At 34.4% G+C, this 22,223-nt stretch carries 22 protein-coding genes; 17 read left to right on the plus strand and 5 right to left on the minus strand.

Annotated elements, in window-relative coordinates; genetic code table 11:
- The first annotated feature begins 5 nt into the window (after positions 1–5).
- Positions 6–1,325, plus strand: coding sequence for a betaine reductase selenoprotein B (gene grdH / locus CACET_RS03595; protein ID WP_082058274.1), 1,320 nt, complete (start codon positions 6–8; stop codon positions 1,323–1,325).
- Between the two features lie 48 nt (positions 1,326–1,373).
- Positions 1,374–2,858 (plus strand): glycine betaine uptake BCCT transporter, encoded by a 1,485-nt coding sequence (locus tag CACET_RS03605; RefSeq protein ID WP_341411749.1) that lies wholly within the window; start codon positions 1,374–1,376, stop codon positions 2,856–2,858.
- Positions 2,859–2,874: 16 nt separating this feature from the next.
- On the opposite strand, the gene CACET_RS03610 is transcribed toward CACET_RS03605, so the two are convergent.
- Entirely contained in the window at positions 2,875–3,567 is a 693-nt protein-coding gene (locus CACET_RS03610) for a TetR/AcrR family transcriptional regulator (protein ID WP_242846949.1), read from the minus strand.
- Between the two features lie 260 nt (positions 3,568–3,827).
- On the opposite strand from CACET_RS03610, the gene CACET_RS03615 reads away from it, so the two are divergent.
- From CACET_RS03615 to CACET_RS03630, 4 genes are all read left to right on the plus strand, one after another.
- Positions 3,828–4,691 (plus strand): hypothetical protein, encoded by an 864-nt coding sequence (locus CACET_RS03615; protein ID WP_044825739.1) that lies wholly within the window; start codon positions 3,828–3,830, stop codon positions 4,689–4,691.
- 278 nt (positions 4,692–4,969) lie between these two features.
- The gene (locus tag CACET_RS03620) at positions 4,970–5,971 is read left to right on the plus strand and encodes an acyl-CoA dehydratase activase-related protein (protein ID WP_044825740.1); all 1,002 of its coding nucleotides are present in this window, start codon (positions 4,970–4,972) and stop codon (positions 5,969–5,971) included.
- Positions 5,972–5,973: 2 nt separating this feature from the next.
- Entirely contained in the window at positions 5,974–7,065 is a 1,092-nt protein-coding gene (locus tag CACET_RS03625) for an acyl-CoA dehydratase activase-related protein (RefSeq protein ID WP_044825741.1), read from the plus strand.
- A 13-nt stretch (positions 7,066–7,078) separates the two neighbouring features.
- The gene (locus CACET_RS03630; RefSeq protein ID WP_044825742.1) at positions 7,079–8,041 is read left to right on the plus strand and encodes an acyl-CoA dehydratase activase; all 963 of its coding nucleotides are present in this window, start codon (positions 7,079–7,081) and stop codon (positions 8,039–8,041) included.
- Between the two features lie 151 nt (positions 8,042–8,192).
- Here CACET_RS03630 and CACET_RS03635 read toward each other — a convergent pair whose 3' ends face one another.
- Positions 8,193–8,753: a hemerythrin domain-containing protein gene (locus tag CACET_RS03635; protein WP_044825743.1), complete on the minus strand. Its 561-nt coding sequence runs from the start codon at positions 8,751–8,753 to the stop codon at positions 8,193–8,195.
- A 327-nt stretch (positions 8,754–9,080) separates the two neighbouring features.
- Between CACET_RS03635 and CACET_RS03640 the strand changes: the two genes are divergently transcribed.
- On the plus strand, positions 9,081–9,824 hold the full coding sequence (locus CACET_RS03640; protein ID WP_044825744.1) for a DUF1385 domain-containing protein: 744 nt from the start codon (positions 9,081–9,083) through the stop codon (positions 9,822–9,824).
- Here the strand turns inward: CACET_RS03640 and CACET_RS03645 are convergent.
- The 3 genes from CACET_RS03645 to CACET_RS03655 form a co-directional block, all read right to left on the minus strand.
- Positions 9,821–11,002, minus strand: a complete 1,182-nt coding sequence (locus tag CACET_RS03645) for an MFS transporter (protein ID WP_044825745.1) — start codon at positions 11,000–11,002, stop codon at positions 9,821–9,823. The genes CACET_RS03640 and CACET_RS03645 overlap by 4 nt on opposite strands.
- Positions 11,003–11,271: 269 nt before the next feature.
- Positions 11,272–11,637, minus strand: coding sequence for a DUF1657 domain-containing protein (locus CACET_RS03650; RefSeq protein ID WP_341411755.1), 366 nt, complete (start codon positions 11,635–11,637; stop codon positions 11,272–11,274).
- 64 nt (positions 11,638–11,701) lie between these two features.
- On the minus strand, positions 11,702–12,361 hold the full coding sequence (locus tag CACET_RS03655; protein ID WP_044825747.1) for a hypothetical protein: 660 nt from the start codon (positions 12,359–12,361) through the stop codon (positions 11,702–11,704).
- 193 nt (positions 12,362–12,554) lie between these two features.
- On the opposite strand from CACET_RS03655, the gene CACET_RS03660 reads away from it, so the two are divergent.
- The 10 genes from CACET_RS03660 to CACET_RS03705 all read left to right on the plus strand — a co-directional run bounded on the left by CACET_RS03660 (position 12,555) and on the right by CACET_RS03705 (position 22,223).
- Positions 12,555–12,761 (plus strand): hypothetical protein, encoded by a 207-nt coding sequence (locus CACET_RS03660; protein ID WP_044825748.1) that lies wholly within the window; start codon positions 12,555–12,557, stop codon positions 12,759–12,761.
- Positions 12,762–12,947: 186 nt separating this feature from the next.
- On the plus strand, positions 12,948–13,166 hold the full coding sequence (locus CACET_RS03665) for an alpha/beta-type small acid-soluble spore protein (protein ID WP_044825749.1): 219 nt from the start codon (positions 12,948–12,950) through the stop codon (positions 13,164–13,166).
- A gap of 173 nt (positions 13,167–13,339) precedes the next feature.
- Entirely contained in the window at positions 13,340–14,446 is a 1,107-nt protein-coding gene (gene rodA / locus CACET_RS03670) for a rod shape-determining protein RodA (RefSeq protein ID WP_044825750.1), read from the plus strand.
- 174 nt (positions 14,447–14,620) lie between these two features.
- On the plus strand, positions 14,621–15,955 hold the full coding sequence (gene mgtE, locus CACET_RS03675) for a magnesium transporter (RefSeq protein ID WP_044825751.1): 1,335 nt from the start codon (positions 14,621–14,623) through the stop codon (positions 15,953–15,955).
- A gap of 98 nt (positions 15,956–16,053) precedes the next feature.
- Complete coding sequence (sleB, locus tag CACET_RS03680) at positions 16,054–16,737, plus strand: spore cortex-lytic enzyme (RefSeq protein WP_044825752.1); 684 nt, start codon at positions 16,054–16,056, stop codon at positions 16,735–16,737.
- 14 nt (positions 16,738–16,751) lie between these two features.
- Positions 16,752–18,098 (plus strand): germination protein YpeB, encoded by a 1,347-nt coding sequence (gene ypeB, locus CACET_RS03685; protein ID WP_044825753.1) that lies wholly within the window; start codon positions 16,752–16,754, stop codon positions 18,096–18,098.
- Positions 18,099–18,418: 320 nt separating this feature from the next.
- The gene (locus CACET_RS03690; protein WP_044825754.1) at positions 18,419–19,309 is read left to right on the plus strand and encodes a fumarylacetoacetate hydrolase family protein; all 891 of its coding nucleotides are present in this window, start codon (positions 18,419–18,421) and stop codon (positions 19,307–19,309) included.
- A gap of 183 nt (positions 19,310–19,492) precedes the next feature.
- Positions 19,493–20,749, plus strand: a complete 1,257-nt coding sequence (eam, locus tag CACET_RS03695; protein WP_044825755.1) for a glutamate 2,3-aminomutase — start codon at positions 19,493–19,495, stop codon at positions 20,747–20,749.
- 251 nt (positions 20,750–21,000) lie between these two features.
- Positions 21,001–21,360, plus strand: coding sequence for a hypothetical protein (locus CACET_RS03700; protein WP_052661515.1), 360 nt, complete (start codon positions 21,001–21,003; stop codon positions 21,358–21,360).
- A gap of 116 nt (positions 21,361–21,476) precedes the next feature.
- A complete protein-coding gene (locus CACET_RS03705; protein WP_044825756.1) occupies positions 21,477–22,223 on the plus strand; it encodes an ATP-binding protein in 747 nt (248 codons plus the stop codon).

Here is a 22,223-nt window from a genome sequence, read left to right on the forward strand (position 1 = left end):
TAAAAATGAAAAAGAAGGCAATCTTATATTTAAATCAATTCTTTGGACAAATTGGTGGGGAAGAACTAGCAGATCATGCTCCTGAAATAAGAGAAGGATTAGTAGGACCTGCAATGGAGTTAGACAAACAATTAGGTGATATTGCAGAAATAACCCATACCATTATTTGTGGAGACAACTTTATGGGTTCTAGACAAGAAGAGGCAGTTGAAGCCATATTAGGATTTTTAGCGGATAAGGAATTCGACATCTTCTTTTCAGGGCCAGCCTTTAGAGCAGGAAGATATGGAAGTGCATGCGGACATATTTCTAAAGCTGTTAAGGAAAAATTTGGCGTACCAGTAGTTAGTTCTATGAATGATGAAAACCCTGGCGTCGAGATGTTTAAAAAGGAAATGTATATCTTCAAAGGTGGTGCCAGTGCGGCAGCCATGAGAAAAGATGTAAAAGCAATGGCGGATTTTGGCAAGAAGATCTTAACAGGAGAAGAACTTTTATCTGCTGAAGAAGAAGGGTATTATGGCAGAGGGGAAAGACATCAAAAATGGTTAAACCCTGCAGTGCCAGCTACTGAAAGAGTTATAGACATGTTACTTAAAAAGATTAATGGGGAACCTTTCCAAACAGAGCTTCCAATTCCTCCATCTGACTTAGTAGCTATTGCAGAATCTATTAAAGACTTAAAAAATGCTAAAATTGCTATAGCGACAACTGGTGGAATTGTACCGGTAGAAAATCCTGATAGAATCCAGTCAGCTTCAGCTACAAGATGGGGTAAATACGATGTAACTGGTATGGAAAGATTAGAAGCAGGAGTATTTAAAACCATCCATGCAGGATTCGACCCAGCAGCAGCGGATGCAGACCCTAATGTAATCGTTCCACTAGATGCATTAAGAGCTTATGAAAAAGAAGGAAAAATTGGTTCTGTTCATAACTATTTCTATACAACCGTTGGAACAGGAACAACTCAGGGAGAAGCAGCAAGAATGGGTAGAGAAATTGTAGAGGATCTTAGAGCAGCTGGTGTGGATGCTGTTATCATGACCTCCACATGAGGTACCTGTACACGTTGCGGTGCAACGATGGTAAAAGAAATTGAAAAAGCAGGTATCACCATTGTACAAATGGCAAATCTAATTCCAGTTGCTAAAACTGTTGGAGCCAATAGAATGGTACCAACCATTTCTATTCCATATCCTTTGGGTCATCCAGAAACAACAAAAGAAGAGCAATGGAAACTACGTTATCATAGAGTAGGGGTTGCTTTAGAATCACTAGAAACCGATATTCAAGAACAAACAGTATTTAAAGTGAAAATCTAAAAAAACTAAAAAAACTGAATACACTCTATGATAAAAGGAGCTAACCATATGCAAGAAATGAAAAAAAATAATACGGTGTTTCATATCTCGCTGGTGGTTGTGTTTGCCATCGTTTTCTGGGGAATATTTTCCCCAGAAAACTTTGAAAGCACAGCAAATGGATTTTATGAATTTGTTGTTGGAAGCTTTAGCTGGATGTACTTGTTATCAATGCTATCATTTGTAGCCTTTGCTGGATTTTTAGCCTTCAGTAAGTATGGAAAGATCAAACTAGGTCCAGATGATTCCGTGCCAGAATACAGCAATACCTCGTGGTTTGCTATGTTATTTGGAGCAGGTATGGGGATCGGACTGGTATTCTGGGGAGTAGCAGAGCCATTAAACCACTTTGTGAACCCACCTTTTGGTCTAACAGGAGGAACAGCTGAAGCAGCAAACTTTTCCATGAAGACTTCTTTCCTACACTGGGGCTTTCATCCATGGGCCAACTACAGTATCTTTGGACTAGCACTCGCTTATTTTCAATTTAGAAAAAACAAGCCAGGTTTAATTAGTAGTGTATTTATTCCACTATTAGGAGAGGAAAGAATCAATGGGCCAATAGGGAAAACGATAGATATTTTAGCGATATTTGCAACCATTGCAGGGGTGGCTACTTCACTGGGCTTAGGAACACTGCAAATTAATGGTGGATTAAACTTCTTATTTGGTATACCCAACACTACTTTAGTAAATGTCATTATTATTGCTGTCGTAACATTTGTCTATATATGGACGGCGGTAACAGGAATTGAAAAAGGAATTAAACTTTTATCAGACATTAATCTTATTGCAGCTATTGCCATACTAGGGCTATCTATTATTGTAGGGCCTACCGTTAAAATGATTAACATATTCCTTAATGGAACAGGACTATATATCACAGATTTTATTCGAGACAGTTTTCGTATTGAAGCCTTCGGAGACAACAGCTGGACTGGAGGTTGGACAGTATTCTACTGGGCTTGGTGGATTGCCTGGGCACCCTTCGTAGGTACATTTATAGCTCGTATTTCAAAAGGAAGAACGATTAGAGAGTTTGTTATAGGTGTAATCGTAGCACCATCTTTAGCATCCTTTGTATGGTTTGCTACCTTTGGAACGCTAGGAATGAACTTAGGAATGGATGTAGCATCAGAAGCAATACAAACTACAGAGACAGCACTATTTGTAGTAATGAAACACTACCCATTAGGCAGTATTATTTCTCTTGTTGCAGTATTCTTGCTATGTACCTTCTTTATTACATCAGCAAATTCAGCAACCTTTGTATTAGGCATGATGTCTTCAAATGGAGATTTAAATCCAAGCAATTCAAAGAAGATTATATGGGGATTAGTACAGTCTTTATTGGCGGTATCTTTACTGCTGGCTGGTGGTCTTACTACACTACAGATAGGTTCTATCGCAGCAGCATTCCCCTTTGTTATTGTAATGATTCTTTCCATGGTTTCTTTAATGAAGGCATTGAAAAGTGATGAAAAGTTTGATTAAAAAACAAGCATCCTGGCTAAATCAGGATGCTTGTTTTGTTGCACTTATTTAAAGCTCCGCCGTAGGCTTCGATTGTTTTTTTGATATACAGAAGCGTCTTATCTACCGCCACATCAATACTATAATCTACTTGGTTTTTAAGAACTCTAGTAAACATACCTTGGTAAATAACTAAAGTCATTTCATTCACCTCGTCTAAGTACTCATCTTGAAGGAAACCATCCTTAGCACAAGTTTTTAGTAAGGGCAAGTTTCTTTCAGGGATATTTTGCTTTAGCAGCATAGGAAGAAGTTCTTCCGGCTGTTCTCCCAGTTCCTCTGGAAAAATATTGTAATACTCCTTGATTGAATCCCTTAAAGAATCACAAAACTTTTCGAAAAAGATCAGTTGATAGATTTTAGGATTATTGTAGGAGTGGGTACAAAAACATTTCCAAATTCGTAGGTACTTATCCAGAGAATCCTCAGCGCCCTTTATATATTCCGGCAATTCAATAGCATATTCCTTTAAATACTTCATAGAAGCGAAGAAAATCAGATGATCTAGATTTTCAAAGTAATTATACATTGTAGCACTGTTGTACCCTGCTAGATCCGCTACTTTTCTAACCGTAATAGCTTCTATGCCTTCCTCTTCTATAACTTTATTGGTTGCTTCAATAAAATAACTCATAATTCGTCTTTTTTGTATTTCTTTTTTATCTATCATTTATCATCTACCCCATATCTTTTATATTATCTATATAGTTTCCCCTTATAGGATTATTATAGCACATGAAAAAGAATAAGTGTTAAAATATAAACAAGTATAGAAAAATACAATGAATATAAGTAAGTAAATAATAAAAATGCTATAAATGAGGACTTTCATATTAAAGAAGATAAAAAATAAAGGAATTTAGAAGATTTTGGAGAATATTAAATAAAATGGATACCTAAGATTATTATAAAAAATGAAGGTGAAGAATTATGAAGGAAAAAGTAAGAGAATTAAGGGAATTACCACAAGAAATAAAACATAACTATTTCAACGTTTTATTTACTATGGCAAATATAGATGAAAAAATAAATCCTTTGGAGTTGGCAGAGCTTTATAGGTTTATGGCTAAGATGCAATTAGAAAAGGAAGAAAGAAAAGTACTGCTAAAGCAACTATATAAATCAGAAAACAATTTAGAAAATTTATGTAAAAATCTCTATAGGGGATTGAATGAACAAGAAAAAAATATTGTTCGGTTTTCTTTAATAAGAGATTTGATGCTTTTAATGAAAAGTGATTACTACGAGGCGCAAGAGGAAACAGATCTTTTTAACCAGATTAAGGTGTTGCTGAATATAACAGAGGAGCATATGGTATGGTTTAATGAGGAAAAGGCTCTTTATCAAGATACCTCAAATAAACCTTTAAGCTATGAGGGGATAGAAGAGACAGTTTTAATGGCTACTGCTATTGGGGTTCCCTTAACTACCTTCTTATTTAGCGACAGCTTTAAAAAAAATCCTTTTCTATTGAAAAAGTCTTCCCATAAAAGAAGGCTAAGGACTGATTTACTACGGTCTATAGCGATAGGAGGAGTATCTTATCATTCCTTAAAATGGTGGTTGAGGAGAAGAAAAAAGAAGTCAATGTCTTTGCAGCAGTGCATGATTGAAGAAGTTGAAAAGCTTCAGGAAAGGGCTAAAAGATATATGGCACTAGATCTGCAGCATCTGCAGCAGAGTTTACAATGGGCAGAAGAAAATTTTATAGATATGGAGCTTCAAAGGGAGACGATTATTCTGCTTAAAAAGAGCTTAGCAGTTCTTCATAACACGAAACCTCAAGAGTTATAAATGAGACTCCTGCTTCATTGGAGTCTTTTTCAAGTCTAATTCTATAGAAAAGATTTTTCTCAAATTTGATAGTAGTATGGAAAGGAAAAAAAAGTTTTTTGTGGAATATAAATAGTAAGATGTAGCTATAGGCCTTAGCTTCAGAGGTTACTGACATAATTTCATATTTTAAAATGTATATTTGAGTATATAGAATATAGTAGATGTTACTAAAAGTAGTTTTTGATAAAATTTTAACAGCAGGGTAAATCAATAGAAAATGACTGGAGGTAAAAGCTGTGAAAATAGGAATTCCCCAGAGTTTGCTTTATGCTTACTACTATCCTTTCTGGAAGACTTATTTTGAAGAATTAGGTTTGGAAGTAGTAACTACTTCCCCTACAACAAAGGCGATTATTGATCAAGGGGTAAAGGCTTCTGTACCAGAAATTTGTGTACCTATCAAGGTATATATTGGGCATGTAATAACACTGCTTGAAGAAGAGGTTGATTACATTTTTGTACCAAGATTCGTCTCTATAAAAAAAGGTCAGTTTTTTTGCCCAAAATTTATGGGGCTTCCAGATATGATCCGACATTCGATAGAAGGTATTGAAGAAAAGCTGATCATGCCTTTTGTTGATACAAAAAGTGACAATATAGCTGCTGCCTTTAAAAATAATATTTTCGGAGATAAGCTTTCTCTAAGTCCTAGACAAAATAAACAGGCCTTAGAGAGAGCAGAAAAAGTATGGCTTGAATTTAGAGAATATAGTAAGAAGGGTTACTCTATACTAGAGGCTTGTAGTCTTGCACTAGATAATCATCCCAAGCAGCAGATAGAACTATTAAACAAAGAAAAAACGGATGTAACGATAGGCCTATTGGGCTATGTATATAATATATATGACCCTTTTATCAGTATGGATATATTAGAAAAGCTAAGGAAGATGGGGGTTAGGATTAAGACTTTTGAGATGCTGGAGGAAAAGGATATAGAAAACCAGCTGAGATCTATGTCAAAAACTCTATTTTGGACCTTTAGTGATAAACTTTTAGCAGCAGGGTATCACTTTTACAACGACGAGGAAGTAGATGGTTTAATCCATGTGACAGCCTTTGGATGTGGTCCAGACTCTTTATTAGGAAAACTATTAGAGCTTGACTCTTCCCTCTATAAAAAGCCCTTTATGACAGTAAGAGTTGATGAACATTCAGGTGAAAATCATCTTCAAACAAGAATAGAGGCTTTTGTAGATATGCTTAAGAGAAAAAAATTAAAAGTACAAAGGGGTGCGTAAAGATGAAGGTATCTTTCCCCTATATGGGAACGACAGTGGTGTACAAAAAGCTTTTAGAATTATTAGGACATGAAGTCATCATGCCTCCAAAACCTAGTCAGAAAACCATTAACTTAGGTGTAAAGTATAGTCCAGAATTTGCATGTTTCCCATTGAAAGTCATTATGGGTAGTTATATAGAGGCGATAGAAAAGGGTGCAGAAGTGATTATTACCTCGGGAGGACACGGACCCTGTAGAGCTGGATTTTATGAGAGGGTACACAGTCGTATTTTAGAAGAGGAAAATTATCCTGCAGAGTTTATTGTCTTTGATTCTATGTTTAGAGACACTAAAATGTTTTTTCGCAATCTTGTACGCTTGAAGGGAGAAAGTTCTTGGTATAAACTTATGAAATCGTTTTTACTGGTTTATGATATGATCAAAAAGTTAGATATATTAGAGAAAAAAGTACAGCAAATTAGAGCCTATGAATTGAAAAAAGGAGAGACCACTAGAGTGTGGGAAAAAATCCAACACCTCTTTGACCAAGCCTATAGTAAAAGGATGATAGAAGATGCTTTCCAAAAAGGGGAACTGATGTTGAAAGAAATAAAGCAGGTACCTGTAAGGGAAGAAAATAGAATAAGGATAGGAATTGTAGGAGAAATCTATGTGGTTATGGAAGCCTCTATTAATATGAAGCTTGAAGAATTATTAGGCTCATTAGGGGCAGAGGTAGAACGTTCTCAATATCTTTCCCAATGGATTAACTACAATGCTTTGCCTGAGTTTATAAACCATAGCCACGAAACTGAAATTTTAAAAAAGGGAGAAAAATATATTCCTATTCCAATAGGAGGACATGCGCAACAAACTGTAGGGCATATTGTGGACTATAGCGAGAGAGGTTTTGATGGTGTTGTTCATCTGATGCCTTTTGGCTGTTTGCCAGAACTGGTTTCACAAAGTATTGTTCCTAAAATTACGGCTGAATTAAATATTCCAGTGCTAACACTATCTATTGATGAACAAACTGGTACAGCCAATAACTTAACAAGAATTGAAGCATTCCTTGACCTGATAAAGGGAAAGAGAAGAAAAAAAATATCGTAGGGAGATGAATAGGGTGCAAGAGGTCTATTTAGGAATAGATGTAGGATCAGTTAGTACAAACATCGTTGTTATCGACAATGACTATGAAGTTTTGCATAGTCAATATATTCGAACAAATGGGCAGCCTCTAGATTCTGTACAAAAGGGGTTAATAGAATTAAGAAAAAATCTACCCAACAATATTCAAGTACGAGGTGTTGGGACAACTGGCAGTGGCCGACAGTTGGTGGGAGTAATGGTGGGGGCAGATGTAGTGAAAAATGAAATAACTGCACATGCTACTGCTACAGCCCATGTAGTGCCTGATGTAAAGACAATTTTTGAAATTGGTGGGCAGGATTCCAAAATTATTATTATAGAAAATCAGATGGTTATAGATTTTGCCATGAACACAGTTTGTGCAGCTGGAACAGGTTCTTTCTTAGACCACCAGGCAGAAAGGCTAGGAATTCCTATAGAACAGTTTGGTGATATGGCATTGATGGCAGAAAGAGATGTAAGGATTGCTGGAAGATGTACGGTTTTTGCAGAGTCGGATATGATTGCAAAGCAGCAGTTTGGTTTCTCGAAGTCAGAAATTATAAAAGGTCTTTGTGAAGCTTTAGTAAGGAACTATATTAATAATTTGGGTAGAGGCAAAAAATTAGAGCCTCCTTATGTATTTCAAGGAGGAGTAGCGGCCAACAAAGGAATTAAGACAGCCTTTGAAAAGGAAATAGGCCATGAGGTAATTATTCCTAAGCATTTTAATATCATGGGAGCATTGGGTTCAGCTATTTTAGCAAAGGAACAGATTGAAGAAACACAAGCCCCAAGTAACTTTAGAGGTTTTGAAGCAGCAGAATTAGATTTTAAGCCCTCCACCTTTGAGTGTGGCAGCTGTTCAAATAATTGTGAAGTGATTAAAGTAGAGCTGGATCGACAAGTAGTGGCTATGTGGGGAGATCGATGTGGAAAATGGACCAATAGTCTATAATGTTATAAAAAAAAGTCGCTTTTAGTGAGGACGAAAAAGTATAATTTCTATGTTACTGTCATGACCTGTCATTCTGAACACAGTGAAGAATCTGTCTTTTTAAGATCTTTCACCAGTGTTCAGGATGACAAAAGCACTTTTTTATTGTTTATTACAAATTGTTAACATAATTCTCTAAAACCTCTAATAAAGCAATATATTTTTTTTCAGTGGCTATACTATCTAACCTTTCTTTAGCATCTTCAAACAGTTGATCAATTTCTTGATGCATAGCATCATCAAAACTGGTTTCAGCAAATGTGAAGATAGCAGTGTCTTCTTTATCTATATGACGATACAATAGATCCATATAAGCTGTAGCATTAGCAACAATATCTAGTTTTGCTTCTTCGGACCCTTCTTTTGCTTTTTTTAAGGCATTTTCTAAGTTTTGTATAAATAATCTTCCTAAATCATGCTCTGCCAACATGCCGTAAATAGGCCCCTGTTTAATGGCTGTGCCTAATTCTGAGGACATCTTTTCAAATAAAATATCTTCCTCTTTCCCATGATGAAACTTATCCGCATAGTTCCTAATAAAATCAATAGCATCATAGTATCCTTGATAGTAGACTTCTTTTGTATAAAAGGTCTGCAAACACAGTTTTCTTATTACCTTTAACATTCTTAAAATATTTTGATGTTCATCCATCAATGTTTTCACTGCCTTCATAAAATTCCCTCCTCTAAGTATAAATTAAGACTGTATTTTTGATAGTGTAGTATCATAGTGTTAAAATATGTTTTTGATAAAAAATTTTGATCTCTGTATTTAGTATAACCATATATCTGTATTTGGACTGTGAGTTAAATCAAAAACATAAAAAAATCTTTTGAAAAATATATTTTTCGTCTATAATTATAGTTAACTGGACTTGTGGAATTTTTCAAACTATATAGAGGGAAAATTAAATATATTAAGCGAAAGCATTTGAGAGTATTGTAACAACCCTTAGTGACTGAGGGGATAATATAGATTAATTTGGATTGGAGAGGGAAAATGAAAATAGGTGGATATGCTCACGGTAATGGAATCACTTTTTTCTGTGACGTATTAAAGATTAGAGCCATAAAGGAAAAAGAAGATATAAAGTATCAGATAAACTGGATTTTGCCAAAGGCATGGCTAAGAAAGCTGGAGGGAAAGTTTTTTCTTAGTAGTTTACTAGTAATCTACTATCAATGGAGAGTAATGAGTACTAAGTTTAAGGGATTGACAATTGGCTTAGTATCCATTGCAATCCTAGAGGAAATTTTACAAATATCTGTGTTGGATAAAATTCCTTACTCGATTATGGACAAATGGTGGCTTTATATCATCTTAGGGACTTGCTTTTTATGGAATATAAGAAAAATTATCAGGCTTTTCCAATATCATGGTGCAGAACACAAAGTGATAAATTGTTATATAAAATATGGATATATAAACTATTCTCTAGTAAAAAGCTCTTCTAGGTTTAATAAACGATGTGGTTCCAACTTAGTTTTAATTATGCTGTTATTCTATGGTGTGTTATGGTTATTTGCCGTGGAGTCCTTAATAATTTTTCTTCTGTTTTTTTTAGTTTCTATTCAAATGGCAAAAAAAATTGCTTCTAAGGATAGAAAATGGGATAAATATATGAACTTATTACAATGGATAACGGTTTTAGAGCCCCAAAAAGAAGACATTGAGTTAGCGATCAATGCCTTTAAGGGTTTACAGCAGGCTTATCATATATACTGCCAGGAAATATCAGCTTAGTTCAAAGCGTTTTCTAAACAATTTGAACTATTTTTTTCTTTAGAAATAACCCATAGTGTTATGATAACTATGAGAGAGGCTATACCACCTATATAATTAAGTAGTCTATATCCTCCAACATTATATAGCATCGGAGAGAGAAGAATAAAGACTAAATTACAAAAAGAGTGAGAAAAAGAGATCAAAGTCATAAATAAGGTTCTTTGGGTGGGATAGACCTCAGAGGCCAAAGCTTGGAAGGCTAAAAACCCACCATCTAACCCAAATGCATTTAACATAACCACAACAACTACTATAGAAATAGAATTGATATAGGATAGTGGAAATAAGGTAATTGCCATTAAAATAAAACCTATGCTAGCTGTTTTGAGTTTACCTATTTTATCACTAACAATGGTAGCGATTGTTACGCCAACCATAGCACCCGAGTTTGCTAAAGTGTAAACATAGCCTATTTGCCTTTGTCCTAAACCAAAATTTTGATCTAGCCATATGGAAAAAAAGCTAAAAAGGCATAAGGGAGCTGCCATGATCATAAAGGAAGATAGAACAAACTTTTGTGTTGTTTTGCCTCTAAGCATGTTGAGTAAGTGCTGAAAATCAACGTTTTCATTCATACTTATGGAGGTAGGTTGATCATTAGGAAGTTTTAACAGAATAAGTAGTACAATAGCAGCAATTAAGGATACACTCCAATAAAGCACTTTCAAACTAAAGATTTCTACGATATAAGAAGAAGTAGCTGGTGCTAGTAGAATTGCAAATGCAAAGGCAATACGTAGTACACCGGCAGCTCTCCCACGCTGACTATAGGGTATAAAGTCGCTTATATAAGCAATAACAGTGGCTCCTATAGTTAAAGAACCTATACCAGTAATCATTCGGGCTATAGCAAAAACATAATGATGGGCAGCAATGCCGCTAATAAAAGTGCCTACAATAAAGAAACAGGTTGATACAAAAAGGCCTCGCTTTTTTCCGATCTTATCAGTAATCATACCGAAAAAAGGTAAAAATAAGCCCATAGAAAAAAAACCGAAGTTTAAATAGATAACACTGCTTTTTGGTATGTCAAAGTAAGAGGATAGGTAGGGAATAATTGCATTAATAAAATTCATTTCGAAGCTTGTTAAAAACTGTAACAAAAAACATGCAAAAAAAATTAAGGAATAACCCAAGTTGATACCCCCTTGTTAGATATTACTTTAATTATGTAACAAATTTATCTATGTGTAAACATATTTTTCAGTGGTTTATCTTAAAATCTTTATATAGATAAGCAAGTTCAAACTTTAATTTTGATATACACGGTCTACGGTTTCTCCCCAAAACCATGGGCTGCAAATGTAGCCTTTAGTATATCAAAATTAAGTCCTGATGTTGTTTATCTATATCTCATATAATTAAATATTAAAAGGGAAGATCAAGTGATCTTCCCTTTTAATATTTATCTTAGTTTATTTTGATTGTTTTTATTTTGTTGCTGAGCTTGTTGCTGATTTTTTTGTTGTTGTTGCATTCCTAAAGATTGTTGTAAATATTGAGGCTCTTCACTATTTACGAAATCTACCCTACCTTGAAGCATTTGAATAGTAGTATCTAAGTTTGTTGACAATTGGTTGAACATTTGCTTCGCTTGTTGGTCTTCTGTGTCCATAGAGAAAGTTTTCAGATCAGCTTGTAAACCTTTTGCACTATTTAAAGCTTGTTGAAGTTTATTGATTGTTGTCATTAGTGTAATACCTCCACATAAGTTTTTGTTTAAAAGTTTTCTTCCTTCTATATTATTAACAAAAGTTTTGGTAATTCTCATTGTAAAAATAGGCAAAAAATCAAAGAACCAAAGAAGCGTAAGTGTCCTTTGGCTCAATTAAAGTTTATTTTAATTGTATATAATGCATAGAAGTTTGTGTAGAAGTTGTGTTATCAACAATATAAGTATAGTTAGGATTAGCGTGTTCTATAAATGCCTTAATCCAGATGAAACGAAGATGATACATTGTTTCAGCTTCCATGCCCACATGCTCCCAATAGGGTCGATGTAAACAATTGGTTATTTGCCACTGAACTTTCTCCTCCTGTGCATCGATGACATTATTTGCGTTATCGCAGGGCATGCCTTCTAATAAATAATTGTTTAATTCTTTGTATAGGAAAGTTGCATTAGACACTTTTTTTTCTTCAAACGCTTCTAAACCCAACTGTTTGCCTTGTTCTTCATAAACATTTTCTATGGTTTTCAAAGCTTCTTTTCCAAATTTATCTAACAGAATTTTAATCATAGCTGCTTGCCTTGTTTCAACGATAGAAATTTGTCTTTGCAGCCAACCATGAATATTATCAGTATCAATCAACTTTTCAAGTGGTTCCTGTGGAATAAAATGTCCATATTTTTCTTGGATAGTATCACTTAATTGATGTATAAGTTCCTTAGATGCTTCATTGGATAAAGCAGTTAAGATATCCTTCTCTAATTCTTCAAACAACTGAATTTTTTTAAATAACCAATGATGAATAGGGCCTAAAAAAGCACTCATAAAGTTGCCTCCTTTAAAATGGAATAATGTTAATTACTATCTATATCATATCCATCTAGCTAAATTTTTAAAATGATATAAATCACAAATAAAACAAAACTTTAAAAAATCCTTCGGGAACTATCACATCTTTTGATGCATTACATAATATAGAATAAGAACATGATTCATTATAAGAAAAGGAGTGAATAGAATGAGTGAACTTAATAAAAATGATGTATTAGGCAACTTTTTTGGAGGGATTTTTGGAGGCAAATCTAACATATTAGTTATATTAGTATTATTTTTACTACTAAGTCAGGGTGGAAAAGGATGTGGATTCTGGGGCAAGTTTGATGAAAACTTAATTCTAGTATTTGTAGTGGTTATACTATTATTCGGTGGATCTTTCAGATTCTAAGAAAATTTCAAAGAACATATTAAAAAATAGACACATTGAGTGTCTATTTTTTATCCAACTCCTTCCAAAATAATTAAATTTTAGGTTGTATGCTATATATTACAATGATTAAAAGCTTTCATAATACAGATAATAGTACTGTAGTTACACACTACAAATATACATTCAAGGAAGGAGGAAGACATAATGGCAACTAATAATAACACAGGTAGAAACCAAATCGTAGTTCCAGAAGCACGTCAAGCATTAAACCAAATGAAAACAGAGATCGCTAGTGAATTAGGTTTAACAAACTATGAAGCAACTGATAAGGGTAATTTAACAGCTAGACAAAATGGTTACGTTGGTGGATATATGGTTAAAAGATTAATCGAGCAAGCTGAAAGAAATATGAGTGGTAGATAGTAAGTTTAATATTTACTATTTAATAAAATAACAAACAAAAGCGAAGCAAAAGCTTCGCTTTTGTTTGTGTAAAAGATAAAAATAAGGTTGAAAAAAAATATACCTTAGAGTAAACTAAGTATGTAGTAGAATATGTAAACTTATAAAATATAATTTTAGGGGGCGAGGCAGTCTTGAAACTAGAAAATAAATTAATCAAAAAAATTAATTTTAGTTTAATTATTGTGGTTTTAATGATATGTATTATGGGCATTGTTATGATTGCCAGTGCTACTCATAGTTTAGGGTATGAAAGATATATTCGGACACAAATATCATCTATTATTATGGGTTTTATAGCAATTATTATTATTTTGTTTATTGATTATAATGTATTGGCTAAGTTATATATGCCAATATATATTTTTTCTAACTTATTACTAGTATCAGTGTTGTTATTTGGAGCGGGTGCGGATAGTTGGGGAGCTAATCGATGGATTAGGATAGGTGGTTTTCAGTTTCAGCCTTCAGATTTTGCCAAAATTGGTATTATTATTTGTCTTGCTAAGGTAATTGATGATCACAAGGACTCTATTCATAAATTATCTACGATAACAAAAATTCTTCTATTTGCAGGATTACCAATGGCTTTAATTGCGCGTCAGCCAGATCTAGGTACAACAATGGCTTTTGGTTTCTTTACTTTAGGCATGATTTTTATCGCAGGGCTAAAGTATAAGCATATTTTTATCACAGCTATTATAGGCATGTTCAGTGTTCCCCTTGCTTGGCTCACCTTTTTAAAGGATTATCAGAAGGATAGAATATTAACCTTCTTAAATCCTGATCTAGACCCTATGGGAAAGGGATATCATGCTATACAATCAAGATTGGCTGTAGGAAACGGTATGATTTTTGGCAAAGGATTATTCCGAGGTACGCAAAGTCAGTTTGGTTTCTTACCAGAGAAGCATACAGACTTTATTTTTTCTGTATTGGCAGAAGAGTTGGGATTTGCAGGGGTAAGTGTATTGATTTTGTTATACATTATCATGTTGGTAAAATGTATTAATATAGCAATGGATGCCAAAGACGACTTTGGTGCATATATTGTTACTGGGGCTACTTTTATGTTGGCATTTCATATTTTCTCAAATATAGGTATGACGATAGGATTAATGCCAGTTACTGGTAAGCCATTACCCTTTGTTAGCTATGGGGGGACTTTTATGCTCTCTAATATGATGGCCTTAGGATTGATATTAAATGTAAATATGCGCAGGGATAAAATTAATTTTTAAACATATATTTTTTAGATAGCTATAAGAAATACTATATAAGGAGGTGGTGGAAAATGGATTCTATTCCCGATGGGAGTCAGGAACCTTGTTTAGAAAGTAAAGAGACAAGTATTAGAGGAGAGTTTTCCACTACCCTGAGTGGAGGAACTTCTCTGGAGTAGGAGAGGTGAAAAAATGCATGAAAGAATTTTGGAATTGATCGAAGAAAAAAAGTTTGCTGTACTTAAAGAAGAATTAAAGGAAATGAGAGCAGTTGATGTAGCAGAAGCCTTTGATGAACTAGACAAAAAAAATAGTGTGATTTTATTTCGTTTACTAACAAAAGATGATGCTGCAGAAATCTTTTCTTATTTATCTACACAACAGAGGAAAGATATTGTTAATGCTATTCATGAAACGCAATTGAAGGAAATCATTGAAGAATTATATTTTGATGATATGATTGACTTTTTAGAAGAAATGCCAGCAAACTTTATAAAAAGAATTTTGACTTCCGCTACAGAGGAAGAAAGAAAGTTAATCAACCAGTTTTTAAGATATCCTGAAAATTCTGCTGGCAGCTTAATGACCATTGAGTATGTAGACTTAAAAAAGGAAATGACAGTAAAGCAAGCACTAGAGCATATCAAAAAAACAGGCGTAGATAAAGAAACAATCTATACCTGCTATGTACTCAATGATAAAAGAAAGCTAGAGGGAATTGTATCCTTAAGAAAATTAGTTCTTTTAGAAGACGACTTACTGATTGCTGATGTAATGAATGAAGATTTTATTTTTACAAAAACTTTAGACGACCAAGAGGAGATTGCTAGTCTTTTTAAGAAGTATGATTTATTAACATTGCCAGTTGTAGATAAGGAAAATAGGCTGGTTGGAATTATAACTATAGATGATATTATAGATGTTATTGATCAGGAAAATACGGAAGACTTTCAAAAAATGGCGGCAATGGAGCCTACAGAAGAGGAATATCTACATGCAGGGGTTTTTTCCCTAGCAAGAAGAAGAATTTTTTGGTTACTTTTATTAATGATTTCAGCTACTTTTACAGAAGGCATTATTGGACGATTTGAAGATGTATTACAAGCAGTAGCTATTTTGGCAGCTTCTATTCCAATGTTGATGGATACCGCAGGTAATGCTGGTTCTCAATCCTCTACTTTGATTATTAGAGGAATGGCTTTAGGAGAAATAGAACTGGGAGACTACTTAAAGGTATTTTGGAGAGAGCTGCGGGTGAGCTTAGTAGTAGGTGCAGTTTTAGGAACCCTCAACTTTTTAAGGATGTTACTTCTGGTGAAGGCAGGCTTTAATATCGCTATTACGGTATCAAGTACATTGGTATTGACTATCATGATGGCTAAAGTTGTTGGAGGAACGCTACCTATACTAGCAAAGAAAATGAAGCTAGACCCTGCTATTATGGCAGGTCCTATGATTACTACGATTGTAGATGCTTTGGCATTGATTGTATATTTCAATATAGCTACTATGTTGTTAGGCCTATAAAGACGATCTTTTAGATCGTCTTTATTTTTTTTGGATAATTTATCATACTTCAGATAAAAATAATAGTACTCTAATGAAAATAGCAAAGGAGGTAAAAAATGAAAAGGAAAATAATGATTCCTATATTGTTGATACTATCTGTAATATTATTAAGCATATTTGCATTTGAAAAAAGCTATGCACAAAATTTGACATGGGGCTCCAGTGGTGCTGAAGTCACAGAGTTGCAAAATCGACTAACAAGATGGGGATACTATGATGGTCCTATCAGTGGAACCTATGGACCTCAAACCTATGAAGCAGTGCGATTATTTCAACAAAGGAATGGTCTTACGGTTGATGGTATCGTAGGTCCTCAAACCAGATCTGCCCTTGGTATGCCTAGTCAAGTAACGGCACCTACTACACCAGTCAGCAGAGGGGTATCGAGAAGTGATGATGTCCACTTATTGGCTAGAACCATTCATGCAGAGTCTAAAGGTGAACCTTATGAAGGTCAGGTAGCAGTAGGAGCAGTGATATTAAACCGAATAAGAAGTGCCGATTTCCCAAATACCCTTGCTGGTGTCGTTTACCAGCCCTGTGCTTTTGAGCCAGTAAAGCGGGGAACTATCAATGAAGCTCCAAACGATTCTGCCTATAGAGCAGCTAGAGATGCTTTAAACGGTTGGGATCCAACTGGAGGAGCACTGTACTTTTGGAACCCAGCCACAGCTACTAGTCGGTGGATATGGACAAGAACCATTACATTAAGAATTGGAAGACATGTATTTGGCAATTAAAAAGGAGTGATAGGATGAGAAGATATATACTTCCCAGTATACTAGCAGTAGCTTTAGTAGCAACTGGAATTTGGGGTTACTATCAATATAATGAAAGAAATGATTATCATACATACTTAGACCTACAGTTTCAAAGACAATTTTATGATCTAATAGGTCATGTGGAAAATGCCCAAGTAGATTTAGCAAAGGCAATGGTATCAGGGGGAAATAAGGATATTATTAAGTACCTAAACGATACAGTCTTTCAATCCTATATGGCCCAAGAAAAACTTACTCAATTGCCCTTAGATCATGGAGCAATTCGTAGAACAGAAAATTTTTTAAATCAATTAGGAGACTACTGTACAGCAATGGTGAATAAGAGTTTAGAGGGAATTGTTTTAGATCAAGATGAAATGAGTACCCTTAGTGAACTGCATAATTATGCCAACATGTTGTCACAGCAGTTAATAGAGTTACAACAAAATATTTCAGCCGGTGGTATAAACTTTGGAGATCTAAGAAGAGAAGGAAATCGAGATTTAGCTCAGTTAAGCGATAGAATGGAAAAGTTTCAGCTAATTAATTTTGAAGAGAGAATGCAGGAGTATCCTGAGCTTATCTATGATGGGCCTTTCTCAGAACATTTGAAGGATGTACAACCTCGCTTAGAAGGTGAGACCATCGACGAAGGTCAAGCTATACAAGTTGTGCAGGAAAACTTTAGAGAAGAGAGTGTGAGAGATATAGAAGTAACTGGGGAAATTGAAAACACCTCTATTCCTGCCTACTATTTAAGAGGTACTAGAAATGGTAACAATGGACAAGAGGTTTCTATGGCTGTAAGTAAAACAGGAGGAAAAGTGGTGTGGTACTTAAATCCTAGAGAAATAGGGGAAAGCACCTTAGATAGAGAAGAGGCAATAAAAAGGGCAGAAGAATTTTTAACGAATAAAGGTTATGAAGATATGGTGGCTACTTATACTACAAACTATGAAGGACAGAGTGTGATAAATTTTGCCTATGAACAAGATGATGTGATTGTCTATACAGATTTGATAAAGGTAAAAGTAGCACTAGATGATGGGGAAATTATAGGCTTAGAAACTGAAGGTTTCTTAATCAATCACCACAAAAGAGATATAGAAGAACCTGAAGTATCAGAAGAAGAAGCAAGAGAAAGATTATCCAGTGGGGTGGAGGTAGAAAGTACAAGGCTAGCTATTATTCCTACTGCTGGAGAAAAAGAAATTCTATGTTATGAATTCAAAGTAAAATTTGGAGAAGATCATTACTTGGTATATATTGATGCCAATAAAGGTGAACAGAGACAGTTGCTATTAATGATTGAGCAGGAGGATGGCACATTAGTTATGTAGAAACTTTTAGGTAAATTGTGCTTGAATTCATAGCCGTTAATTTACCCCGTTTTTTCCAAAACCCCTTGCTAGATGTCATCCTGAGGATAGCGAAGAATCTTGAAATAAGGAATTTTTTTCTTCATTTGTAGATCTTTTGACTCCCCTCAGGATGAGAAATTATGGTTTATCAGGATGACAAATTATAGTTTAGTTAACGTTAATGCGCTTGAATTTAAAATATAATTTGTGTAGAATAAATTTAACTTAGAGTTAAGCTTCATGTTAAAGTGTAGCTTTAAGTATGACTTCAAAGAGAATCCAATTAAGGGGGAAAAAACATGTATTTTATAACTTATTTACAGGAAGGTACTGAAAGAATAGGACTCTTTACTGAAAATAGAAATAAAGTTATTGCATTAGAGGAGATTTTAGGAGAAGATATTCCTAAAAACATGGTAGATTTCATTAGTTATTGTAATGAAGACGTTATAGAAAAAATTAAAAAGGGATGGCGTACTAGAGGTGATCAAAAAGAAGTTTTTATAGATGTACAGGATGTAAAAATTTGTGCTCCGATTCCTTATCCAAGAAGAAATGTAATATGTCTTGGATTAAATTATAAGGATCATGCAGATGAACTAAAAGATACAATGGCAGCAAAAGTACCGAAAGTTCCTGTTTATTTTGGGAAAATGGCTTCGTATATTATTGGACCAAAGGATGAGGTGAATAGCCATCCTGGTGTGACAGAAGCCATTGATTATGAAGTAGAATTAGCGGTAATCATAGGTAAGGAAGGTAGTAATATACCTGCTGAAAATGCAGAAGAGTACATATTTGGCTATAGCATCCTAAACGACTTATCTGCCAGAGATTTGCAACAAAAACATACGCAATGGATCAAAGGTAAGAGTTTAGACACCTTTACAGCAATGGGTCCCTGCATTCTGCATAAAAGTTTAGTCCCTTTTCCTGTTGAACTGGATCTCTCATGTAAGGTGAATGGTGAAATAAGACAGAACTCTAATACACGAAACTTAATATTTGACCTTCCCTACATTATTAGTGATTTATCTAGAGGGATGACGCTAAAGCCTGGAGACATCATTGCTACTGGAACACCTTCTGGTGTTGGAATGGCTTTTCAACCTCCTAAGTTTATGAAGCCTGGCGACGTTGTAACCTGTAACATTGAAAAAATAGGAGAATTAACCAATATAATAAAGTAAAAAAGCGACTAATGTCGTTTTTTTTACTTTATTGCAATTTAAATTTCAAGTAAAATAAAAAGTTGAAGCCTTCGTTGCATTTTTTATTCCAAAAAGTTATACTTATATATAAGAGGCATAAAAGAGGTATAAAAACTTGTAAAAATCGCACTATTATATAATAGAATAAGAGGAGGTTTGAGGATGAACAATAAAAAAAGACAAGTTTCTTTACAAAGAGCAGCTGAGTTGAAAAGTAGAATTGATGACTATTTAGAGGAACGAAAAAATATACCTAGAGGATTAGAAATGGCAGCTGTGCTAGAAGCTAGAAAGAAAAAAATACTTCAAATTTTGGGTGGAACTGAAGAAGATTGGAAAGACTATCGTTGGCAACTGAAAAATAGAATTTCTGATGTGGAGACTTTATATAAAATTATCAATTTAACAGAATCAGAAAAGAAACAAATCGAAGAAGTAGCTACAAAGTTTAGGTGGGCAATTTCTCCTTACTACCTAAGCCTAATCAATCCAGAGGACAAGTTCGATCCCATCAGGTTAATGGCAATCCCTGCCTACAAAGAATTAGAAGATGAGTGTAATGATTTTGATCCTATGGGAGAAGAATTCACCAACCCAGCAGGAAGTATAACAAGGCGATACCCTGATAGATTAATTATAAATGTTACCAATGAATGCGCAATGTACTGTAGACATTGTCAAAGAAGGAGAAATATTGGGGAAGAGGATATTGGTACACCTAGGTCTGTTATTCAAGAGTCCATAGATTACATCAGGGAAAATGAAGAAATAAGAGATGTTTTAATAACAGGGGGAGATGCCTTGTGCCTCACAGATGAGACACTAGAATGGATTTTAAGCCAGCTAAAGGAAATTCCCCATGTTGAATATATAAGGCTAGGCAGCAGGACACTGGTAACGATGCCTCAAAGAGTTACAGACGAGTTTTGCCAAATGATTAAGAAGTATCACCCTATTTATATAAATACTCACTTTAATCATCCAGCTGAGATTACGCCTGAATCAAAGGAAGCTTGTGAAAAATTAGTAAACGTTGGTGTACCTCTTGGTAATCAAGCAGTCTTATTAAATGGAGTAAACAACAATAAATATGTAATGAGGCTTTTAAATCATGAATTATTAAAATGCCGCGTAAGACCTTACTATATTTTTCATGCTAAGCATGTAGCAGGCACAACACATTTCAATACCTCTATTGACGATGGTCTTGAAATTATGGAATATTTAAGAGGATACACTTCAGGCATGGCAATTCCCACCTTTATTGTGAACGCCCCCAAGGGTCTAGGAAAAACACCGTTATTTCCAAATTATCTTATTTCTAGAGGTAAAGACTACGTAACCATCAGAACTTGGGAAGGTGAAGTCATAGATTACGAAAATCACCAAACAAAAGATATTAGAGAACTAATTGAGTAAAAGTAATGTAAAAAATACTATTGCCTTATTCGTTATACCCTTTATACAAAAAACATAGATATAAAAAAGAAAATCCTCGAAAAGAGGATTTTCTTTTTTATATCATGGGTGAAAGTAAAACCTTAAGATTAAGGAAGAAACCTTGAAAAATAGCTAAAAATAACTTAAAGTAAATGTTCTACTTTAAGTTACCAATAATAAGAGTTCTGAATAAAAATATAATAAAGGGGAAAAGAGAGGGGGTTCTGTATGTGATAGATAAATTATCAGATGCTGTTTATCAATCTATGCAGCAAATAGGAAAAAAAACATCCGAAATATTAGAGGTGAATAAGTTGAATTTAAGTATCAATAAAAGAAAACGAGAAATTGATGAACTTTACGAAGCGTTGGGAAAGTATGTTTATAAATATATACAACAATACAACAATCTTACAAGAGAAGATATTGACCAATATTTCAACAAGATAGCTTTTTTACAAAAGGATATTGAAACTTTGGAGAAACTAGTATTAAGTGTTCAAAATGTTCTACATTGTACACACTGTAAAGTTGAATTTGACGAAGAAATTTCTTACTGTCCTCTTTGTGGAAGATATATAAAAAAGTAAAACCTTTAATCAGTCATGTGATACAGTTCACGAGATTTTGTGAGAAGTGTCACAGCTTAGTCCTTTAGCCTGTAGTAAAATAAACTTAAGAAAAAAAGAAAAAGGAGAGGATTACAATGGCAGTTAGAAAAATTATTGAAATCAACGAAGAAAAATGCGACGGATGCGGACTATGTGTACCAAATTGTGCTGAGGGTGCGATTCAAATTATAGATGGTAAGGCAAAGTTAGTGAGTGATATTTATTGTGACGGTCTAGGGGCTTGTTTAGGTCACTGTCCCCAGGATGCCTTAAAAATTATTGAAAGAGAAGCACCGGAATTTGATGAAGAAGCAGTAGAAGAGCTGTTAAAACAACAAGGTAAAAGTACACCACAACCTCATAATCACCAGCATCATCATGGTGGCGGATGTCCTGGAAGCAGAATGATGAAGTTTGATGAGGAAAATACCAGTTCTGAAGCCGTGATAAGCAGTGGAGATATTGAAATAAAAATAAAGCCACAATTAAAGCAATGGCCGGTACAGTTAAAGTTAGTACCAGTAAATGCTCCTTATTTTGAAAATGCAGACCTGTTAGTAACAGCTGACTGTGTACCTTTTGCTTATCCAAACTATCACCTAGACTTACTAAAAGGTAAAGCAGTTGTAGTAGGTTGCCCTAAACTAGATGATATTGAATTTTATACAGATAAATTAGCACAGATTATCGCATCTAATCATATAAAGTCTGTTACAGTAGCTTATATGGAGGTTCCTTGTTGTCAAGGAATTGTTAGAGCAGTAGATATTGCAGTGGCCAAAGCCAATAAAGCTGTGAAGGTAAATAAAGTAAAAATAAGCCTGCAAGGGCAAAAACTATAG

Source organism: Clostridium aceticum, from assembly GCF_001042715.1.
In the GTDB taxonomy this organism is placed as follows: domain Bacteria; phylum Bacillota; class Clostridia; order Peptostreptococcales; family Natronincolaceae; genus Andreesenella; species Andreesenella acetica.

Coding starts and splice junctions, on each gene's coding strand:
- CACET_RS03655 (WP_044825747.1), bottom strand. CDS start 12,361: ATGAGTGCTTTTTTAGGCCCTATTCATCATTGGTTATTTAAAAAAATT.
- eam (WP_044825755.1), top strand. CDS start 19,493: ATGAACAATAAAAAAAGACAAGTTTCTTTACAAAGAGCAGCTGAGTTG.
- CACET_RS03605 (WP_341411749.1), top strand. CDS start 1,374: ATGCAAGAAATGAAAAAAAATAATACGGTGTTTCATATCTCGCTGGTG.
- CACET_RS03610 (WP_242846949.1), bottom strand. CDS start 3,567: ATGATAGATAAAAAAGAAATACAAAAAAGACGAATTATGAGTTATTTT.
- CACET_RS03690 (WP_044825754.1), top strand. CDS start 18,419: ATGTATTTTATAACTTATTTACAGGAAGGTACTGAAAGAATAGGACTC.
- CACET_RS03635 (WP_044825743.1), bottom strand. CDS start 8,753: ATGAAGGCAGTGAAAACATTGATGGATGAACATCAAAATATTTTAAGA.
- CACET_RS03650 (WP_341411755.1), bottom strand. CDS start 11,637: ATGAGAATTACCAAAACTTTTGTTAATAATATAGAAGGAAGAAAACTT.
- sleB (WP_044825752.1), top strand. CDS start 16,054: ATGAAAAGGAAAATAATGATTCCTATATTGTTGATACTATCTGTAATA.
- CACET_RS03660 (WP_044825748.1), top strand. CDS start 12,555: ATGAGTGAACTTAATAAAAATGATGTATTAGGCAACTTTTTTGGAGGG.
- mgtE (WP_044825751.1), top strand. CDS start 14,621: ATGCATGAAAGAATTTTGGAATTGATCGAAGAAAAAAAGTTTGCTGTA.
- CACET_RS03625 (WP_044825741.1), top strand. CDS start 5,974: ATGAAGGTATCTTTCCCCTATATGGGAACGACAGTGGTGTACAAAAAG.
- CACET_RS03665 (WP_044825749.1), top strand. CDS start 12,948: ATGGCAACTAATAATAACACAGGTAGAAACCAAATCGTAGTTCCAGAA.
- CACET_RS03615 (WP_044825739.1), top strand. CDS start 3,828: ATGAAGGAAAAAGTAAGAGAATTAAGGGAATTACCACAAGAAATAAAA.
- CACET_RS03705 (WP_044825756.1), top strand. CDS start 21,477: ATGGCAGTTAGAAAAATTATTGAAATCAACGAAGAAAAATGCGACGGA.
- CACET_RS03640 (WP_044825744.1), top strand. CDS start 9,081: ATGAAAATAGGTGGATATGCTCACGGTAATGGAATCACTTTTTTCTGT.
- ypeB (WP_044825753.1), top strand. CDS start 16,752: ATGAGAAGATATATACTTCCCAGTATACTAGCAGTAGCTTTAGTAGCA.